At 62.0% G+C, this 23,034-nt stretch carries 23 protein-coding genes; 16 read left to right on the top strand and 7 right to left on the bottom strand.

What is annotated here, in order from left to right:
- Positions 1 to 2 precede the first annotated feature (2 nt).
- Together RCO31_RS15940 and RCO31_RS15935 are read right to left on the bottom strand one after the other, a co-directional pair.
- Positions 3 to 662, bottom strand: a complete 660-nt coding sequence (locus tag RCO31_RS15940) for a thiamine pyrophosphate-dependent enzyme (protein ID WP_308969396.1) — start codon at positions 660 to 662, stop codon at positions 3 to 5.
- On the bottom strand, positions 659 to 1,204 hold the full coding sequence (locus tag RCO31_RS15935) for a decarboxylase (RefSeq protein WP_308969395.1): 546 nt from the start codon (positions 1,202 to 1,204) through the stop codon (positions 659 to 661). Before RCO31_RS15935 ends, RCO31_RS15940 begins: the two co-directional genes overlap by 4 nt.
- Before the next feature lie 656 nt (positions 1,205 to 1,860).
- On the opposite strand from RCO31_RS15935, the gene RCO31_RS15930 reads away from it, so the two are divergent.
- The 6 genes from RCO31_RS15930 to RCO31_RS15905 all read left to right on the top strand — a co-directional run bounded on the left by RCO31_RS15930 (position 1,861) and on the right by RCO31_RS15905 (position 7,782).
- Positions 1,861 to 2,919, top strand: a complete 1,059-nt coding sequence (locus tag RCO31_RS15930) for a 2-dehydropantoate 2-reductase (protein ID WP_308969394.1) — start codon at positions 1,861 to 1,863, stop codon at positions 2,917 to 2,919.
- Between the two features lie 2 nt (positions 2,920 to 2,921).
- Entirely contained in the window at positions 2,922 to 3,980 is a 1,059-nt protein-coding gene (locus RCO31_RS15925; protein WP_308969393.1) for a tripartite tricarboxylate transporter substrate binding protein, read from the top strand.
- Between the two features lie 51 nt (positions 3,981 to 4,031).
- Complete coding sequence (locus RCO31_RS15920) at positions 4,032 to 4,916, top strand: amidohydrolase family protein (RefSeq protein WP_308969392.1); 885 nt, start codon at positions 4,032 to 4,034, stop codon at positions 4,914 to 4,916.
- Positions 4,903 to 5,760, top strand: coding sequence for an isocitrate lyase/phosphoenolpyruvate mutase family protein (locus RCO31_RS15915; RefSeq protein ID WP_308969391.1), 858 nt, complete (start codon positions 4,903 to 4,905; stop codon positions 5,758 to 5,760). Before RCO31_RS15920 ends, RCO31_RS15915 begins: the two co-directional genes overlap by 14 nt.
- A gap of 63 nt (positions 5,761 to 5,823) precedes the next feature.
- Positions 5,824 to 6,267: a tripartite tricarboxylate transporter TctB family protein gene (locus RCO31_RS15910; protein ID WP_308969390.1), complete on the top strand. Its 444-nt coding sequence runs from the start codon at positions 5,824 to 5,826 to the stop codon at positions 6,265 to 6,267.
- A gap of 6 nt (positions 6,268 to 6,273) precedes the next feature.
- On the top strand, positions 6,274 to 7,782 hold the full coding sequence (locus RCO31_RS15905; RefSeq protein ID WP_308969389.1) for a tripartite tricarboxylate transporter permease: 1,509 nt from the start codon (positions 6,274 to 6,276) through the stop codon (positions 7,780 to 7,782).
- Positions 7,783 to 7,815: 33 nt separating this feature from the next.
- Here the strand turns inward: RCO31_RS15905 and RCO31_RS15900 are convergent, their stop codons facing one another.
- From RCO31_RS15900 to RCO31_RS15890, 3 genes are all read right to left on the bottom strand, one after another.
- Positions 7,816 to 9,180 (bottom strand): flavocytochrome c, encoded by a 1,365-nt coding sequence (locus RCO31_RS15900; protein ID WP_308969388.1) that lies wholly within the window; start codon positions 9,178 to 9,180, stop codon positions 7,816 to 7,818.
- Between the two features lie 35 nt (positions 9,181 to 9,215).
- Positions 9,216 to 10,688 (bottom strand): FAD-dependent oxidoreductase, encoded by a 1,473-nt coding sequence (locus RCO31_RS15895; protein ID WP_308969387.1) that lies wholly within the window; start codon positions 10,686 to 10,688, stop codon positions 9,216 to 9,218.
- Positions 10,689 to 10,849: 161 nt separating this feature from the next.
- Positions 10,850 to 11,665, bottom strand: coding sequence for an aspartate/glutamate racemase family protein (locus RCO31_RS15890; RefSeq protein ID WP_308969386.1), 816 nt, complete (start codon positions 11,663 to 11,665; stop codon positions 10,850 to 10,852).
- A 339-nt stretch (positions 11,666 to 12,004) separates the two neighbouring features.
- Between RCO31_RS15890 and RCO31_RS15885 the strand changes: the two genes are divergently transcribed.
- Genes RCO31_RS15885 through RCO31_RS15870 form a run of 4 tightly spaced genes read left to right on the top strand, consistent with a single transcriptional unit; the run spans position 12,005 to position 15,180 of the window.
- The gene (locus RCO31_RS15885; protein ID WP_308969385.1) at positions 12,005 to 12,850 is read left to right on the top strand and encodes an aspartate/glutamate racemase family protein; all 846 of its coding nucleotides are present in this window, start codon (positions 12,005 to 12,007) and stop codon (positions 12,848 to 12,850) included.
- Positions 12,850 to 13,593: an SDR family NAD(P)-dependent oxidoreductase gene (locus RCO31_RS15880; protein WP_308969384.1), complete on the top strand. Its 744-nt coding sequence runs from the start codon at positions 12,850 to 12,852 to the stop codon at positions 13,591 to 13,593. Before RCO31_RS15885 ends, RCO31_RS15880 begins: the two co-directional genes overlap by 1 nt.
- Complete coding sequence (locus RCO31_RS15875) at positions 13,571 to 14,563, top strand: tripartite tricarboxylate transporter substrate binding protein (protein WP_308969383.1); 993 nt, start codon at positions 13,571 to 13,573, stop codon at positions 14,561 to 14,563. Before RCO31_RS15880 ends, RCO31_RS15875 begins: the two co-directional genes overlap by 23 nt.
- A 35-nt stretch (positions 14,564 to 14,598) precedes the next feature.
- On the top strand, positions 14,599 to 15,180 hold the full coding sequence (locus RCO31_RS15870) for a cysteine hydrolase (RefSeq protein ID WP_308969382.1): 582 nt from the start codon (positions 14,599 to 14,601) through the stop codon (positions 15,178 to 15,180).
- On the opposite strand, the gene RCO31_RS15865 is transcribed toward RCO31_RS15870, so the two are convergent.
- Both RCO31_RS15865 and prpB read right to left on the bottom strand, forming a co-directional pair.
- Positions 15,160 to 16,131 carry a LysR family transcriptional regulator gene (locus tag RCO31_RS15865; protein ID WP_308969381.1) on the bottom strand — a complete coding sequence of 324 codons (972 nt, stop codon included), beginning with the start codon at positions 16,129 to 16,131 and terminating at the stop codon, positions 15,160 to 15,162. The genes RCO31_RS15870 and RCO31_RS15865 overlap by 21 nt on opposite strands.
- A 153-nt stretch (positions 16,132 to 16,284) precedes the next feature.
- A complete protein-coding gene (prpB, locus tag RCO31_RS15860) occupies positions 16,285 to 17,193 on the bottom strand; it encodes a methylisocitrate lyase (protein WP_308969380.1) in 909 nt (302 codons plus the stop codon).
- Positions 17,194 to 17,466: 273 nt separating this feature from the next.
- On the opposite strand from prpB, the gene RCO31_RS15855 reads away from it, so the two are divergent.
- The 6 genes from RCO31_RS15855 (at position 17,467) to RCO31_RS15830 (ending at position 22,999) form a co-directional block, all read left to right on the top strand.
- A complete protein-coding gene (locus RCO31_RS15855; protein WP_308969379.1) occupies positions 17,467 to 18,423 on the top strand; it encodes a hydroxymethylglutaryl-CoA lyase in 957 nt (318 codons plus the stop codon).
- A gap of 11 nt (positions 18,424 to 18,434) precedes the next feature.
- Positions 18,435 to 18,962, top strand: coding sequence for a MaoC family dehydratase N-terminal domain-containing protein (locus tag RCO31_RS15850; RefSeq protein ID WP_308969378.1), 528 nt, complete (start codon positions 18,435 to 18,437; stop codon positions 18,960 to 18,962).
- Positions 18,963 to 18,966: 4 nt separating this feature from the next.
- A complete protein-coding gene (locus tag RCO31_RS15845) occupies positions 18,967 to 19,464 on the top strand; it encodes an acyl dehydratase (protein ID WP_308969377.1) in 498 nt (165 codons plus the stop codon).
- On the top strand, positions 19,464 to 20,993 hold the full coding sequence (locus tag RCO31_RS15840; RefSeq protein WP_308969376.1) for a class I adenylate-forming enzyme family protein: 1,530 nt from the start codon (positions 19,464 to 19,466) through the stop codon (positions 20,991 to 20,993). The genes RCO31_RS15845 and RCO31_RS15840 overlap by 1 nt, the downstream gene beginning before the upstream one ends.
- 167 nt (positions 20,994 to 21,160) lie before the next feature.
- Positions 21,161 to 22,156, top strand: coding sequence for a tripartite tricarboxylate transporter substrate binding protein (locus tag RCO31_RS15835; RefSeq protein ID WP_308969375.1), 996 nt, complete (start codon positions 21,161 to 21,163; stop codon positions 22,154 to 22,156).
- A gap of 39 nt (positions 22,157 to 22,195) precedes the next feature.
- Positions 22,196 to 22,999 carry an aspartate/glutamate racemase family protein gene (locus tag RCO31_RS15830; protein ID WP_308969374.1) on the top strand — a complete coding sequence of 268 codons (804 nt, stop codon included), beginning with the start codon at positions 22,196 to 22,198 and terminating at the stop codon, positions 22,997 to 22,999.
- Positions 23,000 to 23,034: the final 35 nt, after the last annotated feature.

The following is a 23,034-nucleotide window of genomic DNA, read 5'->3' as shown; positions in this document are numbered from 1 at the left end:
TCTCAAATCTTGTTTGACGGCGACTGGGTGACGGGTCGATTGCCCTTGGCTCCGATCCCACGCATGAACTGGTCGCGGATGCGGGCCGGTTCGCGCTCTGTTTGACCGACCGCAGCCTGGTCGTCGATCCGAAGCGCGATCAGGGACGGCGCCGCCCTCTCCTGGGCGGCATCGAAGAGCGCATCGAAGTCGGCCTCGTCGGCTGCCCAATGGCTCGCTGCAAGACCGCATGCGCGCGCAACTGCAACGAGGTCGACCGACGCAGCCGTTGCCGTCTGCTGCGCGCCGGTGATCTGATAGATGCCGTTGTCCATCACGATAATTATGAGGTTTCGAGGCGCCCTGATGGCCACCGTACTGAGGCAGCCAAGCTGCATCAGCAACGAGCCGTCGCCTTCCAGAGCGATCACCTTGCGCGAGGGTTGCGCAAGCGCGACGCCCAGCGCAATCGGAATAGCGAGCCCCATGCTTCCCAGCATGTAAAAGTTCTCGGGCCGTTGTCCGCTGCACCAAAGATCGAAATTGGTGTTGCCGATGCCGCCGATGACGGCCTCCCCCTGTGTCAGTTTCGCGACCATTCGCTTCGTGATCTCGAACCGGTTGAGCGGGCGTGTGTTGCTTTCGCGTGTGGCGCGCCCAGCGCTGTTCGCCGAGTTGGTCATGGCTTCAAAACCTTTCCGCCGGTGAGAAGCGGCGAAAGAATCAATGCAGCGGGAGCCTGGGTCGCGACGGCCTGCTTGATCGTCCGGTCCGCGATGAATTCGAGCTCATCAAGACGCGTGCAGGTGTGGTGCTCCAGCGCAAGCGAATCCAGGACAGGCCGCATCGTCTTCAAGACCAATGCCTGGCCGTAATTGAACTCGCCCAGCGTGCCGCGCTCGGAGACGATCATCAGCGCGGGGATCTGAAACGCGGTGCATAGCGACGCCAGAACGTTGGGAAGCGTCGCAAAGCCGCTCGTCTGCATGAGGAGCACACCGCGCTTGCCACCCATCCAGGCGCCACTGATGATGCCGAGCCCCTCTTCCTCTCGCGTCACGCAGAAAGCATCGAAGAAGGGATCGCCATGGATGTCGGCGAGCAGCGGCTTCAGCACATTGTCGGGAACGTAGGTGACAAGACGGATGTCGTTCGCCACCAGCACCTTGTGCAGCACGCCGTGCCAAGTCCGAACCCTCGCCTCGGCATTGACGGCAGTGTCCATGAATCACCTCCGCTGTTGTTGCGAGACCTCGACGGCTCGACGCGATGATCCGCGTCACACCGTCATCGCTATCCGGAAATGAGTTGCTCAGAGTAAGCAACGGTGTTTTCGGCCATTCTCGGTCTCGTTTTCCAGATGCCGCAGATAACCAGGTCTGCGGCGCGAGCTACCTTAGCACGAATAGCTCAGTCCAGTCCTGCGATGGTCTCGAGACCATGCAATGCCTGGCCCCTGCCTCCGTGCCGCGACGAGGAACTACGACCATCCGTGGCTCCGTCGATGATCATCGACGTGCGCGCTCCGAGCTCTTCTCGCTGTGCCCCGCATGCAATCCATCAAGCGCTTTCCGACGCCAAAGCATCCAACAGAAGCCACGGCGGTGGAAACGAAAGGCTGTTCCAGTTTACCGAACATACTGTTTGAACGGAATGACCTACCGGTCGACTGACATCCCACTGCATCTTCAATGACGGAGCTTCGCCTTCGAGCGACGCGCTGTTGCAGCGCGTCGCGGTTGGCGGCCAGCAGCGTTCATAACAACGATTCCTTTGAACACGTTGCCGGCTAACGAAACTCCCGCGGTCGCTTCGACGGCTGAATGCAAAGGTGCGGATCACAGTGCGAGACAGGCGTCCGCAGAAACAGGGAGAGCGCGAATGAGCGATCGCATTGTCATGTTGGGGGCGGGAGCGGTCGGCGGCTATGTGGGCGGCCATCTGTCGGCACATGGTCATGACGTCACCCTTGTCGACAGTTGGCACGATAACATCGAGGCTATCCGCAGCCGCGGCCTCGAGCTTTCAGGCATGACGGAGGAGGAACGGCGGCTTGCGCGGCCGAATACGCTGCATCTGCACGAGGTAGCCAGCCTGGCGCGACAGAAGCCTGTCGATATCGCCTTCCTGTGCGTCAAGTCCTACGACACGGAGTGGATGTCGCAGCTCATCAAGCCGTATCTGGCGCCCGGCGGTTTCGTCGTCTCGCTGCAGAACTGCCTGAATGAGGAACGCATTGCCGAGATCGTCGGCTGGGGCCGGACGCTGGGGTGCATCGCCGCACGCATCTCGGTCGAGCTGTTCGAGCCCGGACGCATCCGCCGCCAGGCGCCCAAGGGTGCGGCGGAGCATATTGTATTTCGGGTCGGCGAAGTGCACGGCCGCGTCACGGACCGTGCCAAGCGCATCACCGAGATGCTGAGCGTCGTCGACGGAGCCAAGGTGACGACGAACCTGTGGGGGGAGCGGTGGTCCAAGCTCTGCCACAACGCCATGCGGAACGGCATATCGGCGGCGACCGGTCTGTCGGGGCGCGAGATTGATCAGCACGATGACATCCGCCGCCTGACGATCAACATCGGCGGGGAAGCGGTGCGCATCGGCATGGCCCTTGGATACGAGCTGGAGAAGATCGGAAAGCTCGAACCCAAGAAACTGGTGCGTGCCGCCGATGGCGACGCCGATGCGTTGGCCGAGGTGGACGCCACTCTTGTCGGTGAGTCGAGCGGCGGCGGACGCGGCAAGCAGCAACGGCCCTCCATGGGGCAGGACATGCTCAAGGGGCGCCGGACCGAGATCGATTTCATCAACGGTTACATCGTCGAAAAAGGCGCGCAAATCGGCATCGCGGCCCCTCACAACGCCAGAATCGCTTCGATCGTAAAGCGCGTCGAACGCCAGGAATTGCCGATCGCGATCAGCAATCTGCGGGAGGAATAGACATGGCTGCATACAGCCTGAGCGACGGCGGCTTGAAAAGGCGCGAGGAGCAACGAGCTGTTGCGAGCAGATTGCGCCTCGGCCTCTCTCGGTGGTCGAGGGCAGCGCTTCTCGGAATGATCCTGGCGATGCCGTACGCGGCGCATGTGACCGCCGCCGACGCTTACCCCGATCGTCCGGTACGCGTTATCGTGCCGTACCCCGCGGGCGGCGCGGCCGACGTCGTGGCCCGCATCACTGCCGAGTATTTGACCGAAGAACTTGGCAAGCAGGTGTTCATCGACAATCGTGGCGGGGCCGGCGGAACGATCGGCACAGGGATTGCCGCCGAGGCGCCGGCCGACGGCTACTCGCTCGTCATGCACACGATTTCGTCCGCCGTGCTGAACAAGTTTCTCTACAAGAACATCGACATGGACGTGGGCAACCGCTTTGCGCCCATTTCGCAGATCGGCACTGCGACGCAGCTTCTTGTGGTCAATTCCAACGTCCCGGCGAAGAACCTGCAGGAGTTCGTCGCTCTCCTGAAGTCAAATCCCCGCAAGTACCGGTACGGTTCGTCCGGTCTCGGGGCCATCATGCATCTTGGCGGCGAGCTCTTCGGCTTCATGTCGCAGACCGAAGCCGTGCATATCGCCTACAAGGGCGAGGCGCAGGCCATGAAAGACACACTGTCCGGCCAGACGCATTTCATGATCGGTAGCGCACCCGCTCTTCTGCCGCACATTCGCTCCGGCAAGCTGCGGGCGCTGTCGGTGAACGCCGATCACCGCCTCGCGCTCCTCCCGGACGTGCCCACGTCATCGGAAGCGGGGCTGCCCGGCTACATCACATTCAACTGGTACGCCATGTTTGCGCCCTTGGGGACGCCCGAGCCCATCGTCAAGCGTTTGAACGAAGCTGTGAAGAAGGCGATGGCGCGACCCGACGCGCAGAAAAGGTTTGCCGATGTCGGCATCGAACCGGTGACATCCGATCCTGCGGCCCTCACCGCGGAATTGAAGCAGCAGGATGCATTCTGGGGTCCCTTGATCGAGCGAACCGGCGTCAAGCTCGATTGAGCAGAAGCAAGCTCCTCCATTCGCCGCGGGCGACAACGAAAAGAGGCGGCCATGATGATCGTCGATTCCCAGGTGCACATTTGGGCAGCTGACAGTCCGGACCGCCCGTGGCCGCCGGGCCAGGCCGCGCGCGCTCATCGTCCGGTGCCGTTGACGGCCGAGGGGCTTCTGCACGAGATGGACGCCGCGGGCGTCTCTCGCGCCGTGCTCGTCCCGCCTTCCTGGGAGGGAGACCGCAACGACGTCGTGCTGGCGGCCGCACAACGTTATCCCGACCGCTTCGCCGCCATGGGACGCCTGTCGCTCAAGGCGCCGGAAAGCCGGGACACCCTGCTACCGCTCGCCCGCACTCCCGGCATGCTGGGCTTTCGCTTCACGTTCCACACCGAAGCCCAGCAGAAATTGCTGACAGAGGGGACGGCTGAATGGCTCTGGCCCGCCGCCGAGGCGGCAGGCGTGGCGCTGATGATCCATGCACCGCATTCGCTGTCGCTGGTCGATGCCATCGCGACGCGCCATCCTGCTTTGCGGCTGATCATCGATCACCTGGGCATCGCGCGATCGGCGAGGGATCATGCGGCCTTCGCGCATCTTCGCGAGCTTGTGGCACTGGCAAGGCGGCCAAACGTTGCCGTCAAGGCGAGCGCCTTGCCCGACTATTCCAGCGAACCTTATCCGTTTCCCATCCTCCACGATTACATTCGGCAGGTTCATGACGCATTCGGACCACGGCGCATGTTCTGGGGATCCGACATGTCTCGGGGTTCGCACTCCTACCGCCAGATCGTCACGCTCTTCACGGAAGAGCTCACCTGGCTCAGCGAGGACGACAAGACTTGGATCATGGGCCGCGCCCTATGCGAATGGTTGAACTGGTCGAGCCCGTCAGCTTCGCCGCGACGCGCCAAGGAAGGATCGGGTCATGGACTGGCGTGAGCGCAGAGAACGCTTCCGGGCGGTGCTCGCCGGCAGTCACTGCATCGGTCCGGCTTCCGTGTTCGATCCCCTGTCGGCGCGCATCGCCGAGGAGATCGGTTTCGAGGCGGGGATGTTCGCGGGGTCGGTCGCTTCGCTGACGGTGCTTGGCGCGCCGGACATCGTTCTGCTCTCGGCAACCGAATTCGCGCATCAGGCCTATCGCATCTGTCGAGCCTCGACACTGCCGCTGATCGTCGACGCGGACCATGGCTATGGCAACGCGCTCAACGTGAGGGCGACCGTCTCGGAGCTGGAGACTGCAGGAGTCTCCGCACTCACGATTGAAGACACCTCTTTGCCGCGCGCATTCGGCGCCACGAAGTCCGGCCTGATCTCGATTGACGAGGCGGTTGGAAAGTTGCGCGCCGCGGTCGATGGACGCGAGGACCGGCGGCTTGTGCTCGTCGGCCGGACCAACGTGGCCGCCGCGGGCCTCGACAACGCGCTGTCGCGTGTAAAGGCCTATGCGAGGACAGGCGTCGATGCAATCTTCCTCGCACGGCTCAAGACGCGCGAGGAGCTGGATGCCCTCGCCTCCGCCGTCGAACTTCCGCTCATGCTCGGCAGCGTGCCCGCGGAGATGAAGGATTACGACTATCTGGCCAGCCGGAAGGTGCGTGTTTGCCTGCAGGGACACAAGCCGATCATGGCGGCAGTCCAGGCCGTCCACGACACCTTGTTGGCGCAGAGAAGCACCGGCCCCACATCGATACCGGTCCCGACCCAGGTATCGGCCGAGCTCCTGGCCCACCTCACACGCGCGGACCACTACGAGCGATCCATCAAGGACTTTCTCGCGTGAGACTGAGAAGCATAGACCGCCAATGACCATCAGCACCGAACGAGAAGAAGCAGCGAGAGACTCATGAGATTGACGAAGGACCTGCTGGCTGGCGCCTTCTTCTTGTTCCTGGGCGCCGGTGCGCTCATTGTCTCGCGCGCGTATCCCAGCGGAACCGCCAGCGAGATGGGCCCCGGATACTTTCCTCATCTGGTCGGTACGGCGATCGCCATCATCGGCGCGGTGATCGTCGTCAAGGCTCTCGCTCAGAGCGGCGATTCCATCACTGTGGCCCAATGGGGCTTCCGACCCATGCTCCTGATCCTTGGCAGCGTCACAGCCTTCGCGCTGCTGGCCAACAGACTTGGCCTCATCATCGCTATCGTGGCGCTCGTGGCGGTCAGCCGTTTCGCAGCGAGGGATCGCGGTTTGGTCGAATTCGTGATCCTGACAGCGGTACTGATCGCCATTGTCATGTGCATCTTCGTACTCGGCCTCAAAGTGCCGTTCCGCCTGACGCCGTGGTGAACCCCAATGCTGGATAACCTCGCGCTCGGCTTCGAGACCGCCTTCACCATCAGCAATCTGCTCTATTGCCTCATCGGGGTGACACTCGGCACGGCCATCGGCGTCCTGCCAGGCGTCGGACCGATCGTCACGATCTCGGTCCTGCTACCGCTCACCTTCGGATTGCCGCCGGAAGGCGCGCTCATCATGCTCTCCGGAATCTACTACGGCGCCCAATACGGCGGCTCGACGACGGCTATCCTTGTGAACCTGCCGGGTGAATCCTCCTCGGTGGTTACCTGTATCGACGGCTACCAGATGGCTCGTCAGGGGCGCGCGGGCGCCGCGCTCGCCGTCGCGGCCATCGGCTCGCTCGTTGCCGGCTGCATAGGAACGCTGCTGCTCGCGTTCTTTGCGCCTCTGCTGACTTCGGTGGCGCTCGACCTCTCCGCCCCGGAGTACTGTTCGTTGATGTTCCTTTCGCTGTGTTGCACGGCATCGCTCGTGCCGAGCGCCTTGCTCAAGGGACTGGTCATGGCGCTGACCGGTGTGCTGTTCGGCATGGTCGGCACCGACGTTTATTCCGGCCTCTCGCGCTTCACGTTCGGCGTCCCGGGCCTCGGCGACGGCATCGATTTCGTCATCGTCGCCATGGGCATGTTCGCGTTCAGCGAGATCATTTCGAACCTCGTCGACCCGGAGGAGCGCAAGCTGCTTACCACCCGCGTCGAAGGCTTGATGATCCGCCTCGAGGACCTGAAAGAGTCCTGGAAGTCCATGCTAAGGGGCGCCGGGGTTGGGTCGCTGCTCGGCATCATTCCGGGCGCGGGCGTAAGCGTCGCCTCTTTCGTCGCCTACGTCGTCGAGAAGAAGATCGCCCGCGATCCCTCGCGCTTCGGCAACGGCGCGATCGAAGGCGTCGCCGGCCCCGAAGCCGCCAACAATGGTGCGGCGCAAGCGTCGTTCATTCCGACGCTGTCGCTCGGCATTCCCGGCAGCCCGACGATGGCCCTCATCCTCGGCGCATTGATGATCCAGGGCATCACGCCCGGACCGGACGTCGTGACCTCGCATCCGAAATTGTTCTGGGGTCTCGTCGTCAGCATGCTGATTGGGAACGTCCTGTTGGTTCTGCTCAACCTGCCGCTGATCGGCGTGTGGATCAGGATGCTCAAGGTCCCCTATCGCTGGCTGTATCCGGGGATCCTCGTGTTCTCGTGCGTAGGCATTCTCACCATCAACATGAATCCGCTGGATGTCGCGCTCGCGGCGCTCTTCGGTCTGGTCGGCTATATTTTCGTCAAGCTCGATTATCCGCCCGCACCTTTCATTCTTGGCTTCGTGCTCGGTCCGATGATCGAGGAAAACCTCCGCCGCGCGCTGCTGTTCTCCGAGGGCAGCTACTCCATCTTCGTGACGAGGCCGATCAGTGCATTCTTCCTCGTCCTGACGGCCCTGCTGTTCGTCTCGATCCTGGTACAGATCCTCAAAGGCGGCGAGCGGGCGGTCGCGATCGGCGGCCGGAGCGAACCGTAAAGATCCGCGCTTGGCCGATCCGCGGTTTTTCGGTCAATTCCGCAGGGCTACGTTGCGACCCGCGATGCGGCCGCAGATCACACACTTGCCAAGCGACGTTCCTGTCATGAATGCCTTGCCGTGGAAACCGCCGGTCATTTCGCCGGCCGCGAACAGGCCGGGTATCGGCTCGCCAAATACGTCGAGCACCTGCATGCGAGGATCGACGGTGACCCCACAATAGGTCGCGATCAGCGCGCTGGTCGAGGGATAGGCGTAGAACGGCGCGGTTTCGATCGTGCGAAGCTCGCCGTATCCTTGCACCAGCCCGGATCTGGCGAACTGCTCATCCCTCCCCGCCAAGACCCCGGCATTGTAGGTTGCGACCGTCTCCGCCAAAGCCGTTGCCGGCACGCCGATCTTGACGGCAAGCTCCTCGATCGAGCCCGCCTTCAGCAGTGATCCTTCACGCAGCCGCGCGCGAAAATCGTACATCTTCACGCCGTCCACTCCGAGCGCGAAGATCGGCTCGTCCAGGATCTGATAGCCGACGTGATCGGGCTGCTGCAGCACGGCGTCGCCGATGAGCTTGTAGGAGATGGACTCGTCAACGAAGCGGCGGCCCAGCTTGTTGACCGCAATCGCTCCCTTGTAGATCGCCATCATGGCCGTGTGCTCTTCCGGCCTGGCGTCGGGACGGTTGCCGAAGGTTCCTTTGATATAGGCCATGTCGCGCAGGCCGGCGCCCATGTGCCAGGCCATCTTGATCCCGTCGCCGACATTGCCCGGTCCGCCAACCGATTTCGCTGCCGACTGCAGCGGTGCAAACTGTTCGACCATCTCGGGATTGCGAGAGAAGCCGCCGGCAGTCAGGACCACGCCACGTTGCGCCGATACCTTCGTCCCGTCCTTGAGCTGGACGCCGATGATGCGCATCGAGACCGGATCGCGCAGCAGCCTGGCCACGGGCCGCCCGGTCTCGATACGAATGCGCGGCTCGGCGGCGGCCTCGCGATGCAGGATGCGGATCATCTCAGCCGGATCGGTCGGATGCTGGCGGGGCACGGACTGGCCCGCCGCCGCCTGCACCGGGGCATACTTGACGCCGCGCTCCACCAGCCAACGATAGGCATCGAGCTGATTGTCGGCATATACCTTGACCAGTGCAGGATCGTTTGCGTAGTCGCCGACGGTCAGGAGGTCTCTCGCCAGAAGCTCGCTCGAATCCTTGATGCCGCGCGAGGTCTGGTCGTCCGTGCCGGCAAAGGCCATCGATCCGCCACTGAGAACAGTGCTTCCACCGACCGTGCCCATCTTCTCCAGAAGCAGCGTATTCGCACCTTGGGCCGCAGCTTCGATCGCTGTGCAAAAGCCCGCAAGGCCTGCTCCGACGACGACGACATCAGCTTCCGAATTCATCAACCTGTTTCCGTCACGTGACACGCAATGCTCGGTCAGTCCGCCGGACGTTTATCCTGCGCCGAGGTTGCAACGGCGTGTTGTCCGCCGATGCGCCCGAACGTGGCGCCCTTCAGCACCGAGGTCGCGCCCGTGTAGTTTCCGTAATAGGTGCCGATGATTTCCCCCGCCGCATAGAGGCCGGCGATCGGATAGCCATCGAGGTTGAGGACGCGCGCATAGCGATCGACCTTCAAACCGCCGAAAGTGAACACGTTTGCCGAGATGATCGGATAGGCGTGATACGGCGCCCGGTCGAGTGGAAGGGCCCAGTGCGATTTCTTCGGATCGAGACCTTCCGTCGCGCGACCATCCAGCTTGAGCGGGTCGTAGGAACCAGGGCGGCAAGCCGAATTGTAGGCCTCGACAGTCAGACGAAGGCCTGCGGGTGGCACGTCGATCCTGCCGGCGAGTTCCTCGATCGTGTCGGCGACAATTGGCGGCTTGTCGGTGCGAATACCGAGCCGGTAATTCGGAATGTCCATATGCTTGGCGTCCAAAACCGCAAAGGCAATACCGCCGTCCTGCGCATAGATCTGCCGCGTCACGCGCTCGTAATAGGCGTCGACCGTGCCGGGCGCTTCGTCGGTAAACCGATGCCCGGACCTGTTGACCAAAATGCCATATGGGAAAATGAACACGGAAGGTTCTGACACGCCGGAACGCGGATCGATCGGCTCCGCATGGTAACTGCCGAAATCGCCGTTTGGCGCGGCACCGATTTCCAGCGCCATGCGAACGCCTTCGCCTTTGTTGAAGTATCCTCCACGGCAGATTGGACGCAGATAGACGGAACGTGGGCCGACATAACGCGTCATCATTTCGGCGTTGCCTTCAAACCCGCCGCAAGCGAGAACAACAGCGTCCGCAGAAATGATCCGCGCAGGCCCACCCTGCGTCGATGCCACGACGCCGGCAACCCGCCCGCTATCGTCCAGAACGAGCGAGGTAGCCGTGGTCTCATACAAGAATTTGGCACCCTGACGCTCCGCTTCCGCAGCCAATCCTTCGACCAGGGCAAGACCTCCGCCGACAGGCAAGAGGCGCGGCTGGGACTTGGTCAGAAACTGGGTCGGAAGAAAATCGAAGCGGATACGAAACCGCTTCAACCATGTCACGGTCGGTCCCGCTTCAGTCGCTAAGGTGGAGATGAAGTCGGGATCCGTCAGGCTGAGTCCGCGCGCCACGCGCGGCCAGGTATCGGGATCAGCCGCAGTCTCGTTCACGAGCAGCGGATCGATATAGCCCGACGAGTTCGCGGCCAGATGCATTTCGAAGTCGTCACTGACCTCGGTCTCGCTCTTCATGCGAAAGTAGGCTTCCGTATAGCGCGTCTGGCCACCGCGCTCATCGAACGGAGCACGTTCCAGAATAGTGACGTCGGCCCCACTCTCGAGCGCGGAGACCGCCGAGGCGAGTCCGCCGATACCGCAGCCGACGACGAGGATGTGGCATTTCCTTGCGGCCATGACGTGCGAGCCTCCGAGCTAATCACAGTTCTCAAATCGGCGATCGTGCGAAACGGTTGCTGCCGACCGCCCCTTGGTGATCAACGATGCGCATCTTCGCCGATCGGATGCTGATGCGCGTCGCAGCAACGGCGACCGCATCCTTGGCCCCGACCAGGGGGCTATTTCCCTTTCACGGTCGGGTAGATGTTGGCGCCATAGTATTCGCGGATCTCGTCGATCTGGTCGGGACCTGGAGGCGCATACTGCAGCCGCTTGCTGGTGAAGGTGCCTCCCATGATCTTGTCGAGTTTAACGGCCATCTCCCCCATTTTGACCAGCGTGGTGATCCCGTTCAGGATCGGAGCGCCCGAGGGGGTCGTGTAGACGCCAGCATGAGCCAGCAGCGCCATCACCACGCCGCCCGCGGCGATGACAACCTCGGCGCCTTCATCAGTATTGGCCTTCGCAGCGCCCTGAAACTGATCAATCAACGCCCGACAGATGTCCGGGTTATCGAACCCTTCGTCGAGGTTGAGGATGCGGTCCACCTTCATGCGATGCACGGCGGCCAGCCGGTCCCTCAGGCCTGCGCGAACGACGTTTTCGACAATGCGCGGGGTGAACTTCTCGTTGATGGTCACCAGCGAAAAATTCGCGCCCATGAGGCAGGCGGTATGAAGGCTCGTCTCGCACAGACCGAGCACTGGAATATTGGCGATCTCCCGGCATTCGCGCAGGCCCGGGTCGGCAATGTTGCCGATCAGAAAGGCATCAAACCCGCGGGCCATGGCCGTATGGATGTTCTCCATCACCTCGCCGGTCTCAAGATACTCGAGATAACGGTACTGGTCCGCAAAGCCACCAACCTTGGTGATGCCGTGGATCTCGACCTCCGTTCCGGGATCCTTGACCTGGTCGATAATCTTTTTCAGAGCCTCCGGATAGCGGGACCACTTCGTCTTGAACCGGCTCATGCTCTGATACCAAAGCTTCATCTCGGGCGACCTCCGCGCGTTTGTCCTTCCAGTAGGAGACAAGCGACGACATTGCTGTCAACCTGGGAGCCACGCGCATAATTCTCGCGGCATCTCTGCCTGGCAGCAGAAAGCTGAATGAAACCAGGTTCTTCCCTGTCGACTCGCTGATTGTTTGCCAGAACCGAACAAACTTTCCGGCATTTCTGAGCTAGTCCGCCGCGTTGCGTCCCGTGATGGTCCTCCCACTTGAGGGCATGCCCTACCGATGGATGCAGATCGGCCCAGTATCGCTCTTGGCGTCTGCAGGCAGCTCTGCCCAGGGCTGCATACAGCCATAACCAACGCGGAGCTCCGAATATGCCGATGCGCATTTGGCACCAAAGCTTCACTGTTCTCGAGAAGCTTCCGGCTTACGCGGAGGCGCTGGCGGCGCACTTCGAGCGTATCGCCCGGCCGGACACCGAGGTCGTGCTACATGGGATGCACAAGGACAGCTATCAGACCAACTATCCCGGCAATGACATCCAGTATGCGTACTTTCAGACGCTTCACAGCCAGCAGTTCATCGTTCGCGCCCTCGAAGCTGAAGAAAGTGGATTTGACGCCTTCGCGATCATGACGCTTCCTGAGCCGTCCATCGAGGATGTACGCGCCATCGTCGAGATCCCGGTGGTCGGCTATTGCGAGAGCGCAATGCTCGCAAGCGCCCTCATCAGCCGGAGATGCGGCGTACTGCTTTTCATTCGGGAGATGGCGCCGGTCATTGAGCGAAACGTGCAGCGCATCGGCCTGGCCGATCGGTTCATCGGCGCGCATGACGTGGGGTTCACGTTCAACGACGTGCTCGCGGCCTATGATGCGCCGGGCCGCCTCGTCGACCTTTTCAAGGATACGGCGCGAAAGCTGATTGCGCGCGGTGCCGACGCGATCATTCCTGGTGAGGCTCCTCTCTGTGTATTGCTCGCCAGGCTCGGCATTACTGACGTGGACGGCGTTCCGATCATCGACGCCCTCGGCGCGACCATCAAGATGGCAGAGATGTCGGTCGATCTGCGGCGCGCCGGAGGCTTCAAGCCGGCGAAAACCGGCTACTTTTCGGCGAAACCGCCGCGAGAACGCGTCCTGGAATTGCTCGACTTCTACGGCGTTCGCAAAACAGTTCTGGATGATCTTTCGCCCCAGCGTTTGCGGAGGAATGCCTGATGCTGGAAGGCCGCGTCGCAGTCATAACGGGGGCATCGGGCCAGATCGGCGCACAAGTTGCTCGGTCCTTTGCGCATTCCGGCGCCTCCCTCGTGCTTGCCGACGTTCACCCTCGCATCGACCAGATGCCCGCGAACGCCATCTATCGGCAGACGGACGTGACGAACGCGAGAGCCGTTGCGGACTTGATGCAAACCGCCGAGCGCGAACTTGGACGGCTCGACATCCTGGTCAACGTCGCCGGCGTGCTTTCTCTCGGCTCGGCGGCGGCACTTGCCGAGGACGAATGGGATCGCGTGCTCGATATCAATCTCAAGGGAACTTTTCTTTGCTGTCAGTCTGCGATCCGTGTCATGCAGAAGAACAGGTACGGCCGTATCATCAATCTCGGTTCGATTGTCGGCAAGAACGGCGGAAATGCCCGGCCATGGCTCGATCGGGCGGAGCAGACGAAGGCCGCCAACGTCGCCTACGGCGTGTCGAAGGCAGGCGTTCATATCATGACCGTGTTTCTCGCCCGGGAAGTTGCCGCGGACAACATCACGGTCAACGCAGTGGCGCCGGGACCCATCGCGTCTTCGATGACAACGGATTTTCCGGAGGCGTTGCGCACCTTGATTCCGGTCGGCCGCATGGGCCAGGCAACCGATGTCGCAAACGCCTGCCTGTTTCTCGCCTCCGAGCAATCCTCGTTCATCACAGGTGAAATACTCGACGTGAATGGCGGGATGTGGGGTGATTAAAATCAACGGAGGAACAGTGATCAGAGCATTGGTTCTCGCGGCAGCCGTATGCTGTGTGGCTTCAGCGGCTTCGGCACAAACGGACTATCCGACGCGTCCGATCCGCCTGGTTGTGCCCTTCGCCGCTGGCGGCGGCACAGATGCATTGTCACGCGTTCTGGCGGACGCCGTGTCGCGGGACCTGGGAAAAGGAATCGTGGTTGAGAACGTCGGTGGAGCCGGCGGTACGATTGGCGTGAACCAGGTGGCGAGAGCCGATCCCGACGGCTACACCCTGCTCTGCGCAACCCCGTCCATCACTATCAATCCGTACCTGCAGAAGCACGCCACCTACAATCCCATCCGGGATTTTGCGCCGGTCATTCAAGCGACCGTCAGTCCGGCGGTGCTTGTGGTCAACAAGGACTCGCCGGTGAAATCCGTTCAGGACGTCATCGATCTCGCGAAGGCGCGTGAACTCCAGTACGGGACTGCTGGCATGGGATCATTCTCGCACATCAGTACGCAGCTGTTTGCGACGATGACCAACACGAAGATGACGCACATCCCTTACCGCGGGACCAACCCGGCCCTTATTGATCTGGTCGCCGGACGGCTGCAGTTGCAGATCGAGAATGCGCCCGGCATCCTTGCTCAGGTCAAGGATGGTGAACTCAAGGCAATCGCGGTCGGCACATCGAAGAAATCCGCCATTCTTCCCGATCTTCCGACGATCGCCGAGACAGTGCCAGGCTACGAAGCAAGCTCGTGGTTCGGCATCCTCGTTCCCGCCAATACGCCAAAGCCGATCATCGACAAGCTCAATGCGTCCTTCAACAAGGCACTGAATGATCCCGATATCCAGAAGAAGCTGACCGAGCTTGGCGTCGAGCGTGTCGGCGGAACGCCCGAGCAGTTTGGCGACTATTTGAAAGCGAAGGTCAAGGAGATGCAGGAGCTTGCCAAGGCAGCCAATCTCCAGCCGCAATAACCTGAATTCGAGTTTCTCTGAGCGAAGGAGTACGAATGAGCAGCAACGCGATTTATCTCGTGCTGGACATGGAAAATGATCTCGTGCATGCCGATGGACCGAACGGCAAGGGCCCATTGGGTGAACAGGTCAGGGCCCGCAACATCATCGCGAACACGCAACGCGCCCTGGACAAGGCGCGCGCTGCCGGGCTGCTGGTCGGGTATGTTCGGGTCGGCTTTTCACCGGATTATCGCGAGTGTCCTCGCACGTCGCAGATCTTCTCCCATGCGAGGCAGGCGGGCCTTTTCAAGCTGGGAACGTGGGGCACCGAAATCCATCCGGACTTGAAACCCGGTTCAGGGGATTTCGACATCGTCAAGCACCGCGTGAGCCCGTTCTACGGCACCTCGCTCGAGCCCATTCTTCGCGCCCACGCGATCGAGAAGATCTACGTATCCGGAGTATCGACTGTGGCGGTCGTCCAGGCAGCCGTGCGTGAGGCTCACGACCGCGATTATCTGGTCACGATCATCGAAGATGGTTGCTGCTGCCCGACGGCGGAGCAGCACGCCGCAGCGATGCTCGTGCTCGGTCGCTTCGCGGACGTCACGACGTCAGGCGACGTCAAGTTCTGAACTGATATCTGCCGGCGACAGGCTCTGGGACGGATGTTCCGGAGCCTCTTCGCCTGCGGCCATCCGCCGGAAGATCGCATCGATGAAATCTGCGAAGGCGCGGACTTTCGTCGGCATGTAACGCTTGTCCGGATAGACAAGATAGATCGGACGCTCGCGCGTCGACCATTCCGGCAGCAGCGACACCAGCCGTCCGTCACGAAGAGCGTCGCGCACCAGCAGATCCGGCATGTAGATGACCCCGCCTCCCTGCAACGCCAGCTCGATTGCCGCTTCACTGCTGTTGAAATGCAAGGAGCCGTTCGGTGCGTGAGCAATGATCTCGTTATCGCGTTCGAACAGCCAGTCGCTGACGCGATGGTGCTCGGGCGACCAGAATCCGATGCATTGGTGGTTGCGCAGATCAAAAGGCGTCTTCGGGCGCCCGGCCAGCTCGAGATAGCCGGGCGAGGCGCAAGCGATGTGGCGCATGCGATAGACGCGGCGGGCGATCAGCGACGACGACGGCAAGGTTCCCAGTTGAACCGCAATATCGATGCCGCCTTCGATCAGCCGACCTGAACTCGGATTGAGAAGCACCGTCGTTTCGATATTGGGATACGCCTTGGCGAACTCCTGCAGGTGCGGAAGAATGTAGGACTTGCCGAGCGCGTAAGGAATCTCCACGCACAGCCTGCCTTCAGCCTCCGCCTTGCGCTTCATCAGGTTCAGCTGAATCTGCTCGATCTCCGCGAGCATGGTGCGACAGCGCTCGTTGTACTCGATCCCCTCCTCGGTCAACTTGACGTGCCGGGTGTTGCGATTGAAAAGCCGCACCCCGAGATGATCTTCCAGATTCTTGACCGACTGGCTGATTGTCGCCTTGCTGATGCGCAAGCGGATAGCGGCTTGAGAAAAGCCGCCGGCATCGACCACCGTCGTGAAGTTGCGCATGGCGTTCAAGAGATCCACGCTCGCCTGCCTCCCGCTGCAAATGTATCGACCCGTCTTGCCGTGGCCGGCGCAATTCCGCTTTGGCCAGGATGTGGTCTTGAGAGCAGTTATACTGCACCGCGCGCGCCTGCCAATGCAATGCCAGGCCGGCCGCAGGGCATGGAGCGGCGTCTAAACCGATGGCAGGACAGTCGCAACGATGGACGAGTCGAGCGCTTCGTATTCAGCCAGCCGGATCGTCTGGTACAGTTCCGCCCGCGTCTGCATCTCATCGATCAGCGACGCCGGCGTGCCTTTCTCCCGGATCGTCGCAAACAGCCGCGCTTGCGCCTTATTGGCCACGCGGAGGGACGAAACCGGCCAGATCACCATCCGAAATCCCATTGCCTCGAATTCGGCGGCCGTCATCGAGGGCGTGCGTCCGAACTCGGTCATGTTGGCGAGCAGCGGCGTATCGGTAAAATTCTTCGCGAATTCCAGAAACATCTCCTTCGATGTCAGGGCTTCGGGAAAGATCGCGTCCGCGCCAGCCTTGATATACATCTTGGCGCGCGCCACCGCGCCGTCCAGGCCTTCGCTGGCCGCGGCGTCGGTCCGCGCGATCAGATAGAGATGGCGGCGGGCCTTCGCAGCCGCAGCAATCTTTGCCGCCGCGTCTTCCGCGGTCGCAAGCTTCTTGTCGTTCAGGTGTCCGCATTTCTTGGGAAGCAGTTGGTCCTCGAGATGAACGGCGGCCGCTCCCGCCTCTTCAAAGGCGCGGACCATGTTCATCATATTCAGCGCCTCGCCATAGCCGGTATCGCCATCGACAAGGACCGGAAGCCCGCTCGCGCGCGCAACCTGTCGGATGAAGAACGAGACGTCGTCGATGGTGATGATGCCAAGGTCTGGCAAACCCATGGAGGCGGACATCGCTGCACCCGACAGGTAGAGCGCACTGAAGCCGGCATCGCGGGCCTGCAGCGCAGCATGACCATTATGGGTTCCGGGCATCTGCAAGATCCCGGGCGCCTTCAACAGCTCTCGAAACCGCGCGCCAGCCGGCCTTTCGTCCTGAACGTCACCCGTCAGATAGATCATTCACTTGCTCCGAAGTTGTGCTGCAGCACCCGCCATGCCGATCACTGGCACAGGTGGCGGCGGCGTGGAAAGCCGAGATAAGGCAATAGCGTTGGTATCGCCTGGCCATTGTTTGCTTCTGCCGAACAAACTTTCCAGCTTTTAGGGCTGGCCTGCAGGTTCGCAGTCAGCGACGTTTGCCGCCGCGAGCGCCTCATGCCCGTCCTCCGGGGGATGACGGAAATGCTCCGCAGAACCGCACGCGAGGGCCCAGCTTCGGGAGGAGTCCATCCGATGGGATTGCCGAAATTCGTGAACATCAAGGAAGTCGGCCCACGTGAAGGCATGCAGTTCGAGAAGGGTCCGATCTCCACGGCCGACAAGATCCGCCTGGTCGACATGCTTTCGGACTGCAACTTCAAGCAGATCGAAGTCACCTCGTTTGTCAGCCCGAAATGGGTCCCGCAGATGGCCGATGCCGACGAGGTCACCCGTGCCTACAAGCGGCGGCCCGGCACCGAGTACAACTGCATCTTCCTCAACGCCAAGGGCCTGGAACGTGCGGTCGCGCACGGCAAGTTCGACATGCGCGGCACGCTCTGGGCAACGGCGAGCGATACGTTTTCAAAGAAGAATACCAACAGAAGCATCGAAGAAACCTATGTGGACCTGGCGGAACGCATCGGCCTGTTCAAATCCTTCAACATTCCGGTCGAACGCATCGGCGTAATGGCGGCATTCGGCTGCAACTTTGAAGGCGATATCGATCAGCAGCACGTGGTGGAGATGGTGGCGCGGCTGATCGACATCGCACAGCGCCAGGACGTGAACATCACGAGCATCGCGCTCGCCGACACGATGGGCTGGGCGACGCCGCTGACCATGCGCCGCATGCTTGGTTCGCTGCGCGATCGCTGGCCCGAGAAGAGGATCAACCTGCATCTGCACGACACGCGTGGGCTCGGCCTGAGCAACGCCTTCGCAGCCATGGAGATGGGCGTCGACGATTTCGACGCCGCGGTCGGCGGGCTTGGGGGCTGTCCCTATGGTGGCTTCAAGGGCGCAGCCGGCAACATCTCGTCTGAGGACCTGGTGCACATGTGCCACGAGCTCGGCATCGAGACCGGCGTCGACCTCGACAGGCTGATCGAGACCGCACGCGAAGCCGAGACGATTGTCGGTCACCCGTTGCCGGGAAAGCTGATCCAGGGCACGCCGCTCAAGGCGTACCGGCGAACGCTGGCGGCGTGAGAGGACACGACGTGGACAGCCAAGAGGATTACGGCAAATATCAAGGGCTGCAGGGTGATCCTCAGATTGCCGCCATGCCGCTGGAGCGCGACGCATTGCGACGCTTCGTGCAGGCGATCATGGATCATGATCCGCTCTACTTTGACGAGACGGCCGCGGATGCGAGCAAGTTTGGCGGGCTGGCCGCGCCGCCGCTCTATCCGGTCCACGCCTTTCGCCTGCCGGCAGACACACCCGATCCGCTCGATGTCATCTCGAAAGATCCGAACGCCGACGGCACGGCTGGCATCATGGGCGTCGCCTTCGGTCTTCCGCCGATCGAGATGCCCTACCGCCGTCTCCTCAACGGCGGCAACGAGATCGAGTTTTACCGCTCGCTGCGCGTGGGCGAGCGCACCGTCGCTCATCCGAAGTATGTCGACGTCACGCTCAAGGAGGGCAAGAGCGGACGCATGCTGCTGGTCACGATCGAAACCCGTTTCAGCACGGAGGCGGGCGAACCGCTTCTCCTCAACCGGCAAACGTTGATTTGGAGGTGAGGCAGTGACGATCTACTACGACAACGTGGAGCCAGGCCAGCAACTTGCGAGCCTGTCAAAGGGCCCGATCACACCGGCACACATCATGCGCTGGTCCGCCGCGGTCGAAAACTGGCACCGCATCCATTACGACCAGACCTTCGCCAAAGAGCACGACAAGCTGCCTGACATCCTGATCAACGGATCATGGAAGCAGCATGTGCTCGTTCAGCTGATGAAGGATGGCCTCGGACCGGCCGGCTGGCTGTGGAAAATCCAGTTTCGCTACAAGCGCATGGATGTCGCCTGGGACACGCTGATAGGCCGCGCCGAGGTTATCGAGAAACGCGAGGCGGACGGTCTCGGCTTCGTGGCATGCCGCGTCGCGCTCATGAACCAGCGCGACGAGGTGTCAACCGCCGGCATTGCGATCGGCGTTCTCCCGCTCAGGGGCGGGCGCAAAGTCCCCTACCCGTTCGTGCCGAAGGCCGACTATCCCGCCTTTGCCGTCGCGGCCGACTGATGCCGACGATACTCGACGACTACCTGCGCCACAACGTCGTGCATTTCGGCGGGCGGACGGCGGTTACGATCGATGATGATGCCCTCACCTACACGCAGCTTGCCGTCTTCGTGGAGGACGCACGGCTTCTCCTCGGCAAACTCATCGAGCCGGGCGATCGCGTCGCGATCTGGCTACCAAATTCATTCTCCTGGATCGCAAGCTTTCTCGCCGTAGCTTCGCTCGGCGGCGTGCTCGTGCCGATAAATACGCGCCTGACCGGCTCGGAAGTCGTCACGATCCTCGCCGATGCCGGCGTGCGCGTGCTTATCACCGCACCGAGCTATCGCGGCCGCGACTATCTCGAGGAAGCGCGCGACATCGCGGGCTCGCTCGTCGCCAGCATCGTTTCGGCCCCACCCAGCACGCCGCCATCGGCGTGGCAGACATTCGAGAGCGCGTCGCAAACGCGCGGCGAGCCGCTCGCGGGCGGCGTGTTCTGCATCCAGTACACCTCCGGTACGACCGCCACACCGAAGGGCGTGATGCTGACACAACCGCTCTACATCCACGGCGCGAGCTATGTAGCGAATTGCCAACGGCTTACGCCGGCGAGCAATTTCATGAGTGCGGCGCCGTTCTTCCACTGCAGCGGCAGCATGCATGCGGTGACGACCTGTCTGGTCAGCGGCGCGACGCTGCACTCGATGTCGGTCTGGGATCCGGACTATTTTCTGCGGCTGGTCGAGCGACACCGCGGCGACACGGGGCACGGCATCTTCTTTCGCGATATCGTGGCGCTGGGCGCCGCCAAGGCGTGCAAACCGCTGACGACCCTGAAGGTCGCGAACGATATCGAGCCGCCAGAATTCCTTCGCCGGCTCGCTGAGGAGTTCGGCATCACCGGCATCGCAAACATCTACGGCATGACCGAAACCGGCGGAAACCTGACGATGTGGTATCCGCACGATCCATTCGAGAAGCGGATCACCGGCAATGGGCGCCCGCAGGCTCCGAACGCCATCCGCATCGTCGATCCCGAGACCGGAGAGACGCGGGGCTTCAATGAGCCGGGCGAGATCCAGATGAAGGGCCCGACGATCACGCCGGGCTACTACAGGCGGCCCGACGCGAATGCGGCTGCATTCACGGCCGATGGCTGGTTCCGCTCGGGCGACGCCGGGATGCTCAGTCCCGAGGGCGAGCTGCGTTATTTGGCACGCCAGCGCGACGTCATTCGCGTCGGTGGCGAGAATGTCGCCCCGGCCGAGGTCGAGCAGGCTCTTTGCGAGGAAACCGGCCTCAAGTTGATTTCCGTCGTCGGTGTCCCGGACGAACGGCTTGGCGAGGTTGCCGCCGCAGTCGCGCCGGCGTCCGAAAACGTCGACTGGCTGCAGGTGCTCGACAAGCTCCGCGCACGGCTGGCCGGATTCAAGATGCCGCGGCAGGTCTACGTCACCGACGCAATGCCGATGACGGCAACCAACAAGGTGCAACGTGCCGTACTTCGCCAATGGATCGGGCAGGACAAGCTGAGACGCGTTGTCTGACCCACGGACGAAAGACAACCGTCGATGGGGAGTGAAATGAGCATTGCCGCTAAAGTTCTGTCGAACAATCACGCGTCCTCCCCTCGTCGCGATGGCGGGAAGCGATCGCTGACCTCACCCGCGTGCAGTCCTGCGGTGGCATGATCATCCAAACAGGGAGAAACGCCGTGAAACATCTTTGCAAGAGAAGCTTGCAGATTGGCCTCATGCTCGGCGCAATGCTCGCCATAGCGTCGGCCGCTTCCGCGCAAACCGGCGCCGAGAACTATCCCGACCGTCCCGTGCGCGTCATCGTCCCGTTCGCTGCCGGCGGCGGCACCGACGTCCTTACCCGCTTGATCACAGACGAACTCACGCGTGCGCTCGGCAAGTCGTTCTATGTGGAGAACGCACCTGGAGCAGGCGGGACAGTCGCGACCGCGCAGGCAACACGTGCAGCCCCGGACGGTTACACGCTTTTCGCGACCTCGCCTGGACCGATCACGATCTATCCGGCCCTGTCCTCGAAACTCACCTACGACGCCGACAAGAATGTCCAGAACATCTCGGTTGTCAGCGAGGGTCCCGGGGTTGCTGTCGTCGCGAAGGACTCGCGCTTCAAGTCTCTCCAGGATGTCATAGCTGAGGCGAAAGCGAAGCCCGGCACCGTGAAGATCGCGTCCTCAGGCATCGGCGCGTTCAGTCACATCAACTGCGAGCTGTTCAAGGCGCTCGCCGGCATCGACGTGATCCACGTGCCTTACCGCGGCGCCGGACCGGCTGCGATCGATATCATCGGCGGACAGGTCGATATGACGATCGAATATTTCCCCGCCGTGGGCGCGCAGATCGAAGGCGGTGAACTGCGTCCGCTCGCCGTGACGAGCGCGGCGCGGTATCCGCTGCGGCCCGATATCCCGACCTTCGAAGATCAAGGTGTGAAAGGCTACACTACGACCTCATGGGTCGGCCTGGCGGCACCGGCCGGGACGCCGAAAGCGATTGTCGACAAGCTGTATGGCGTGATCGCCAAGGTCGCGAAGGAGCCGGCCTTCATCGAGAAGATCGCAAAACTCGGCGTCATACCGATGGCGAATTCGCCCGACGATGCGCGCGTCTATCTCGCCAACGAGCGCGATACGCTGCGCAAGCTCGGTACGTCGAATGGAATCTCCCTGAACTAACGCGCGTTTGATGACGACCTCTTGCACCCGGATAACAAAGTGAAAATCTGGCATCAAAGCTTTACCGTCCTCGAAGACCTGCCCGCCTACCGGCACGCGATGGAAGCGCATATCCGCAAGGTGGTGCGCCCGGATACCCAGGTCGAAATGCATGGACAACTTCCCGGGACCTACCCGTCGAACTATCCCGGCACCGACCTCGGTTACCTCGCACTCACCTCGCTGCACAGCCTGCAATGGGTGCTGCGCGCCGTGGAGGCGGAGCGAAAGGGCTTCGATGCCTACGCGATGGCAACGATCCCGAACCCGCTGATCCGCGAGATCCGCACTCTCGTCGACATACCCGTCGTCGGCTACGGCGAGGCGAGCTATCACGTCGCATCGATGCTGGGGCGACGTTTCGGACTTCTAGTCTTCATCGATCGCATGGCGCCGCTGCTGGAGGATCAGATCGCCGGACACGGCCTCGCATCCCGCTGCGTCGGCGTGCGACCGTCCGGCCTCACATTTCAGCAAGTCCTTGCCGGCTACGCGACGCCCGGCCCCGTCATCGAGCATTTTCAGGACAGCGCGCGCGGTCTGATCCGGGCCGGCGCGGACGTCATTATTCCGGCTGAAATGCCTTTGAACGTGCTGCTCGCGATCAATGGGGTGAAGAGCGTCGACGGCGTTCCGATCCTGGATGGTTTGGCGGTCACCATGAAGCTCGCCGAGGCCTTTGCCGATCTGCACAAGACGATCGGCTTCAGCCAGTCGCGACGTGGATTCTATGGCGAAAGGCCTGCCGACGAACGGCTCGACCAGGTTCTTGCATTTTATGGCCTCGACCAGCTCATGAAATAGCGCAGGTGCGCATCCGCGCTCAATGCAATCTGGGG

It is taken from the genome of Bradyrhizobium sp. LHD-71 (assembly GCF_031157255.1).
GTDB lineage: Bacteria > Pseudomonadota > Alphaproteobacteria > Rhizobiales > Xanthobacteraceae > P52-10.
The sequence above is the reverse complement of the archived record's forward strand: the minus strand, read 5'-3'. Positions and strand labels throughout refer to the sequence as shown.

Excerpts from the sequence above, each read along its gene's own strand:
- RCO31_RS15900 (WP_308969388.1), bottom strand. The coding sequence starts at position 9,180 with ATGAATTCGGAAGCTGATGTCGTCGTCGTCGGAGCAGGCCTTGCGGGC.
- RCO31_RS15905 (WP_308969389.1), top strand. The coding sequence starts at position 6,274 with ATGCTGGATAACCTCGCGCTCGGCTTCGAGACCGCCTTCACCATCAGC.
- RCO31_RS15885 (WP_308969385.1), top strand. The coding sequence starts at position 12,005 with ATGCCGATGCGCATTTGGCACCAAAGCTTCACTGTTCTCGAGAAGCTT.
- RCO31_RS15840 (WP_308969376.1), top strand. The coding sequence starts at position 19,464 with ATGCCGACGATACTCGACGACTACCTGCGCCACAACGTCGTGCATTTC.
- prpB (WP_308969380.1), bottom strand. The coding sequence starts at position 17,193 with ATGATCTATCTGACGGGTGACGTTCAGGACGAAAGGCCGGCTGGCGCG.
- RCO31_RS15870 (WP_308969382.1), top strand. The coding sequence starts at position 14,599 with ATGAGCAGCAACGCGATTTATCTCGTGCTGGACATGGAAAATGATCTC.
- RCO31_RS15875 (WP_308969383.1), top strand. The coding sequence starts at position 13,571 with ATGGCGGGATGTGGGGTGATTAAAATCAACGGAGGAACAGTGATCAGA.
- RCO31_RS15920 (WP_308969392.1), top strand. The coding sequence starts at position 4,032 with ATGATGATCGTCGATTCCCAGGTGCACATTTGGGCAGCTGACAGTCCG.
- RCO31_RS15855 (WP_308969379.1), top strand. The coding sequence starts at position 17,467 with ATGGGATTGCCGAAATTCGTGAACATCAAGGAAGTCGGCCCACGTGAA.
- RCO31_RS15930 (WP_308969394.1), top strand. The coding sequence starts at position 1,861 with ATGAGCGATCGCATTGTCATGTTGGGGGCGGGAGCGGTCGGCGGCTAT.
- RCO31_RS15895 (WP_308969387.1), bottom strand. The coding sequence starts at position 10,688 with ATGGCCGCAAGGAAATGCCACATCCTCGTCGTCGGCTGCGGTATCGGC.
- RCO31_RS15915 (WP_308969391.1), top strand. The coding sequence starts at position 4,903 with ATGGACTGGCGTGAGCGCAGAGAACGCTTCCGGGCGGTGCTCGCCGGC.
- RCO31_RS15940 (WP_308969396.1), bottom strand. The coding sequence starts at position 662 with ATGACCAACTCGGCGAACAGCGCTGGGCGCGCCACACGCGAAAGCAAC.
- RCO31_RS15935 (WP_308969395.1), bottom strand. The coding sequence starts at position 1,204 with ATGGACACTGCCGTCAATGCCGAGGCGAGGGTTCGGACTTGGCACGGC.
- RCO31_RS15910 (WP_308969390.1), top strand. The coding sequence starts at position 5,824 with ATGAGATTGACGAAGGACCTGCTGGCTGGCGCCTTCTTCTTGTTCCTG.
- RCO31_RS15925 (WP_308969393.1), top strand. The coding sequence starts at position 2,922 with ATGGCTGCATACAGCCTGAGCGACGGCGGCTTGAAAAGGCGCGAGGAG.
- RCO31_RS15880 (WP_308969384.1), top strand. The coding sequence starts at position 12,850 with ATGCTGGAAGGCCGCGTCGCAGTCATAACGGGGGCATCGGGCCAGATC.
- RCO31_RS15890 (WP_308969386.1), bottom strand. The coding sequence starts at position 11,665 with ATGAAGCTTTGGTATCAGAGCATGAGCCGGTTCAAGACGAAGTGGTCC.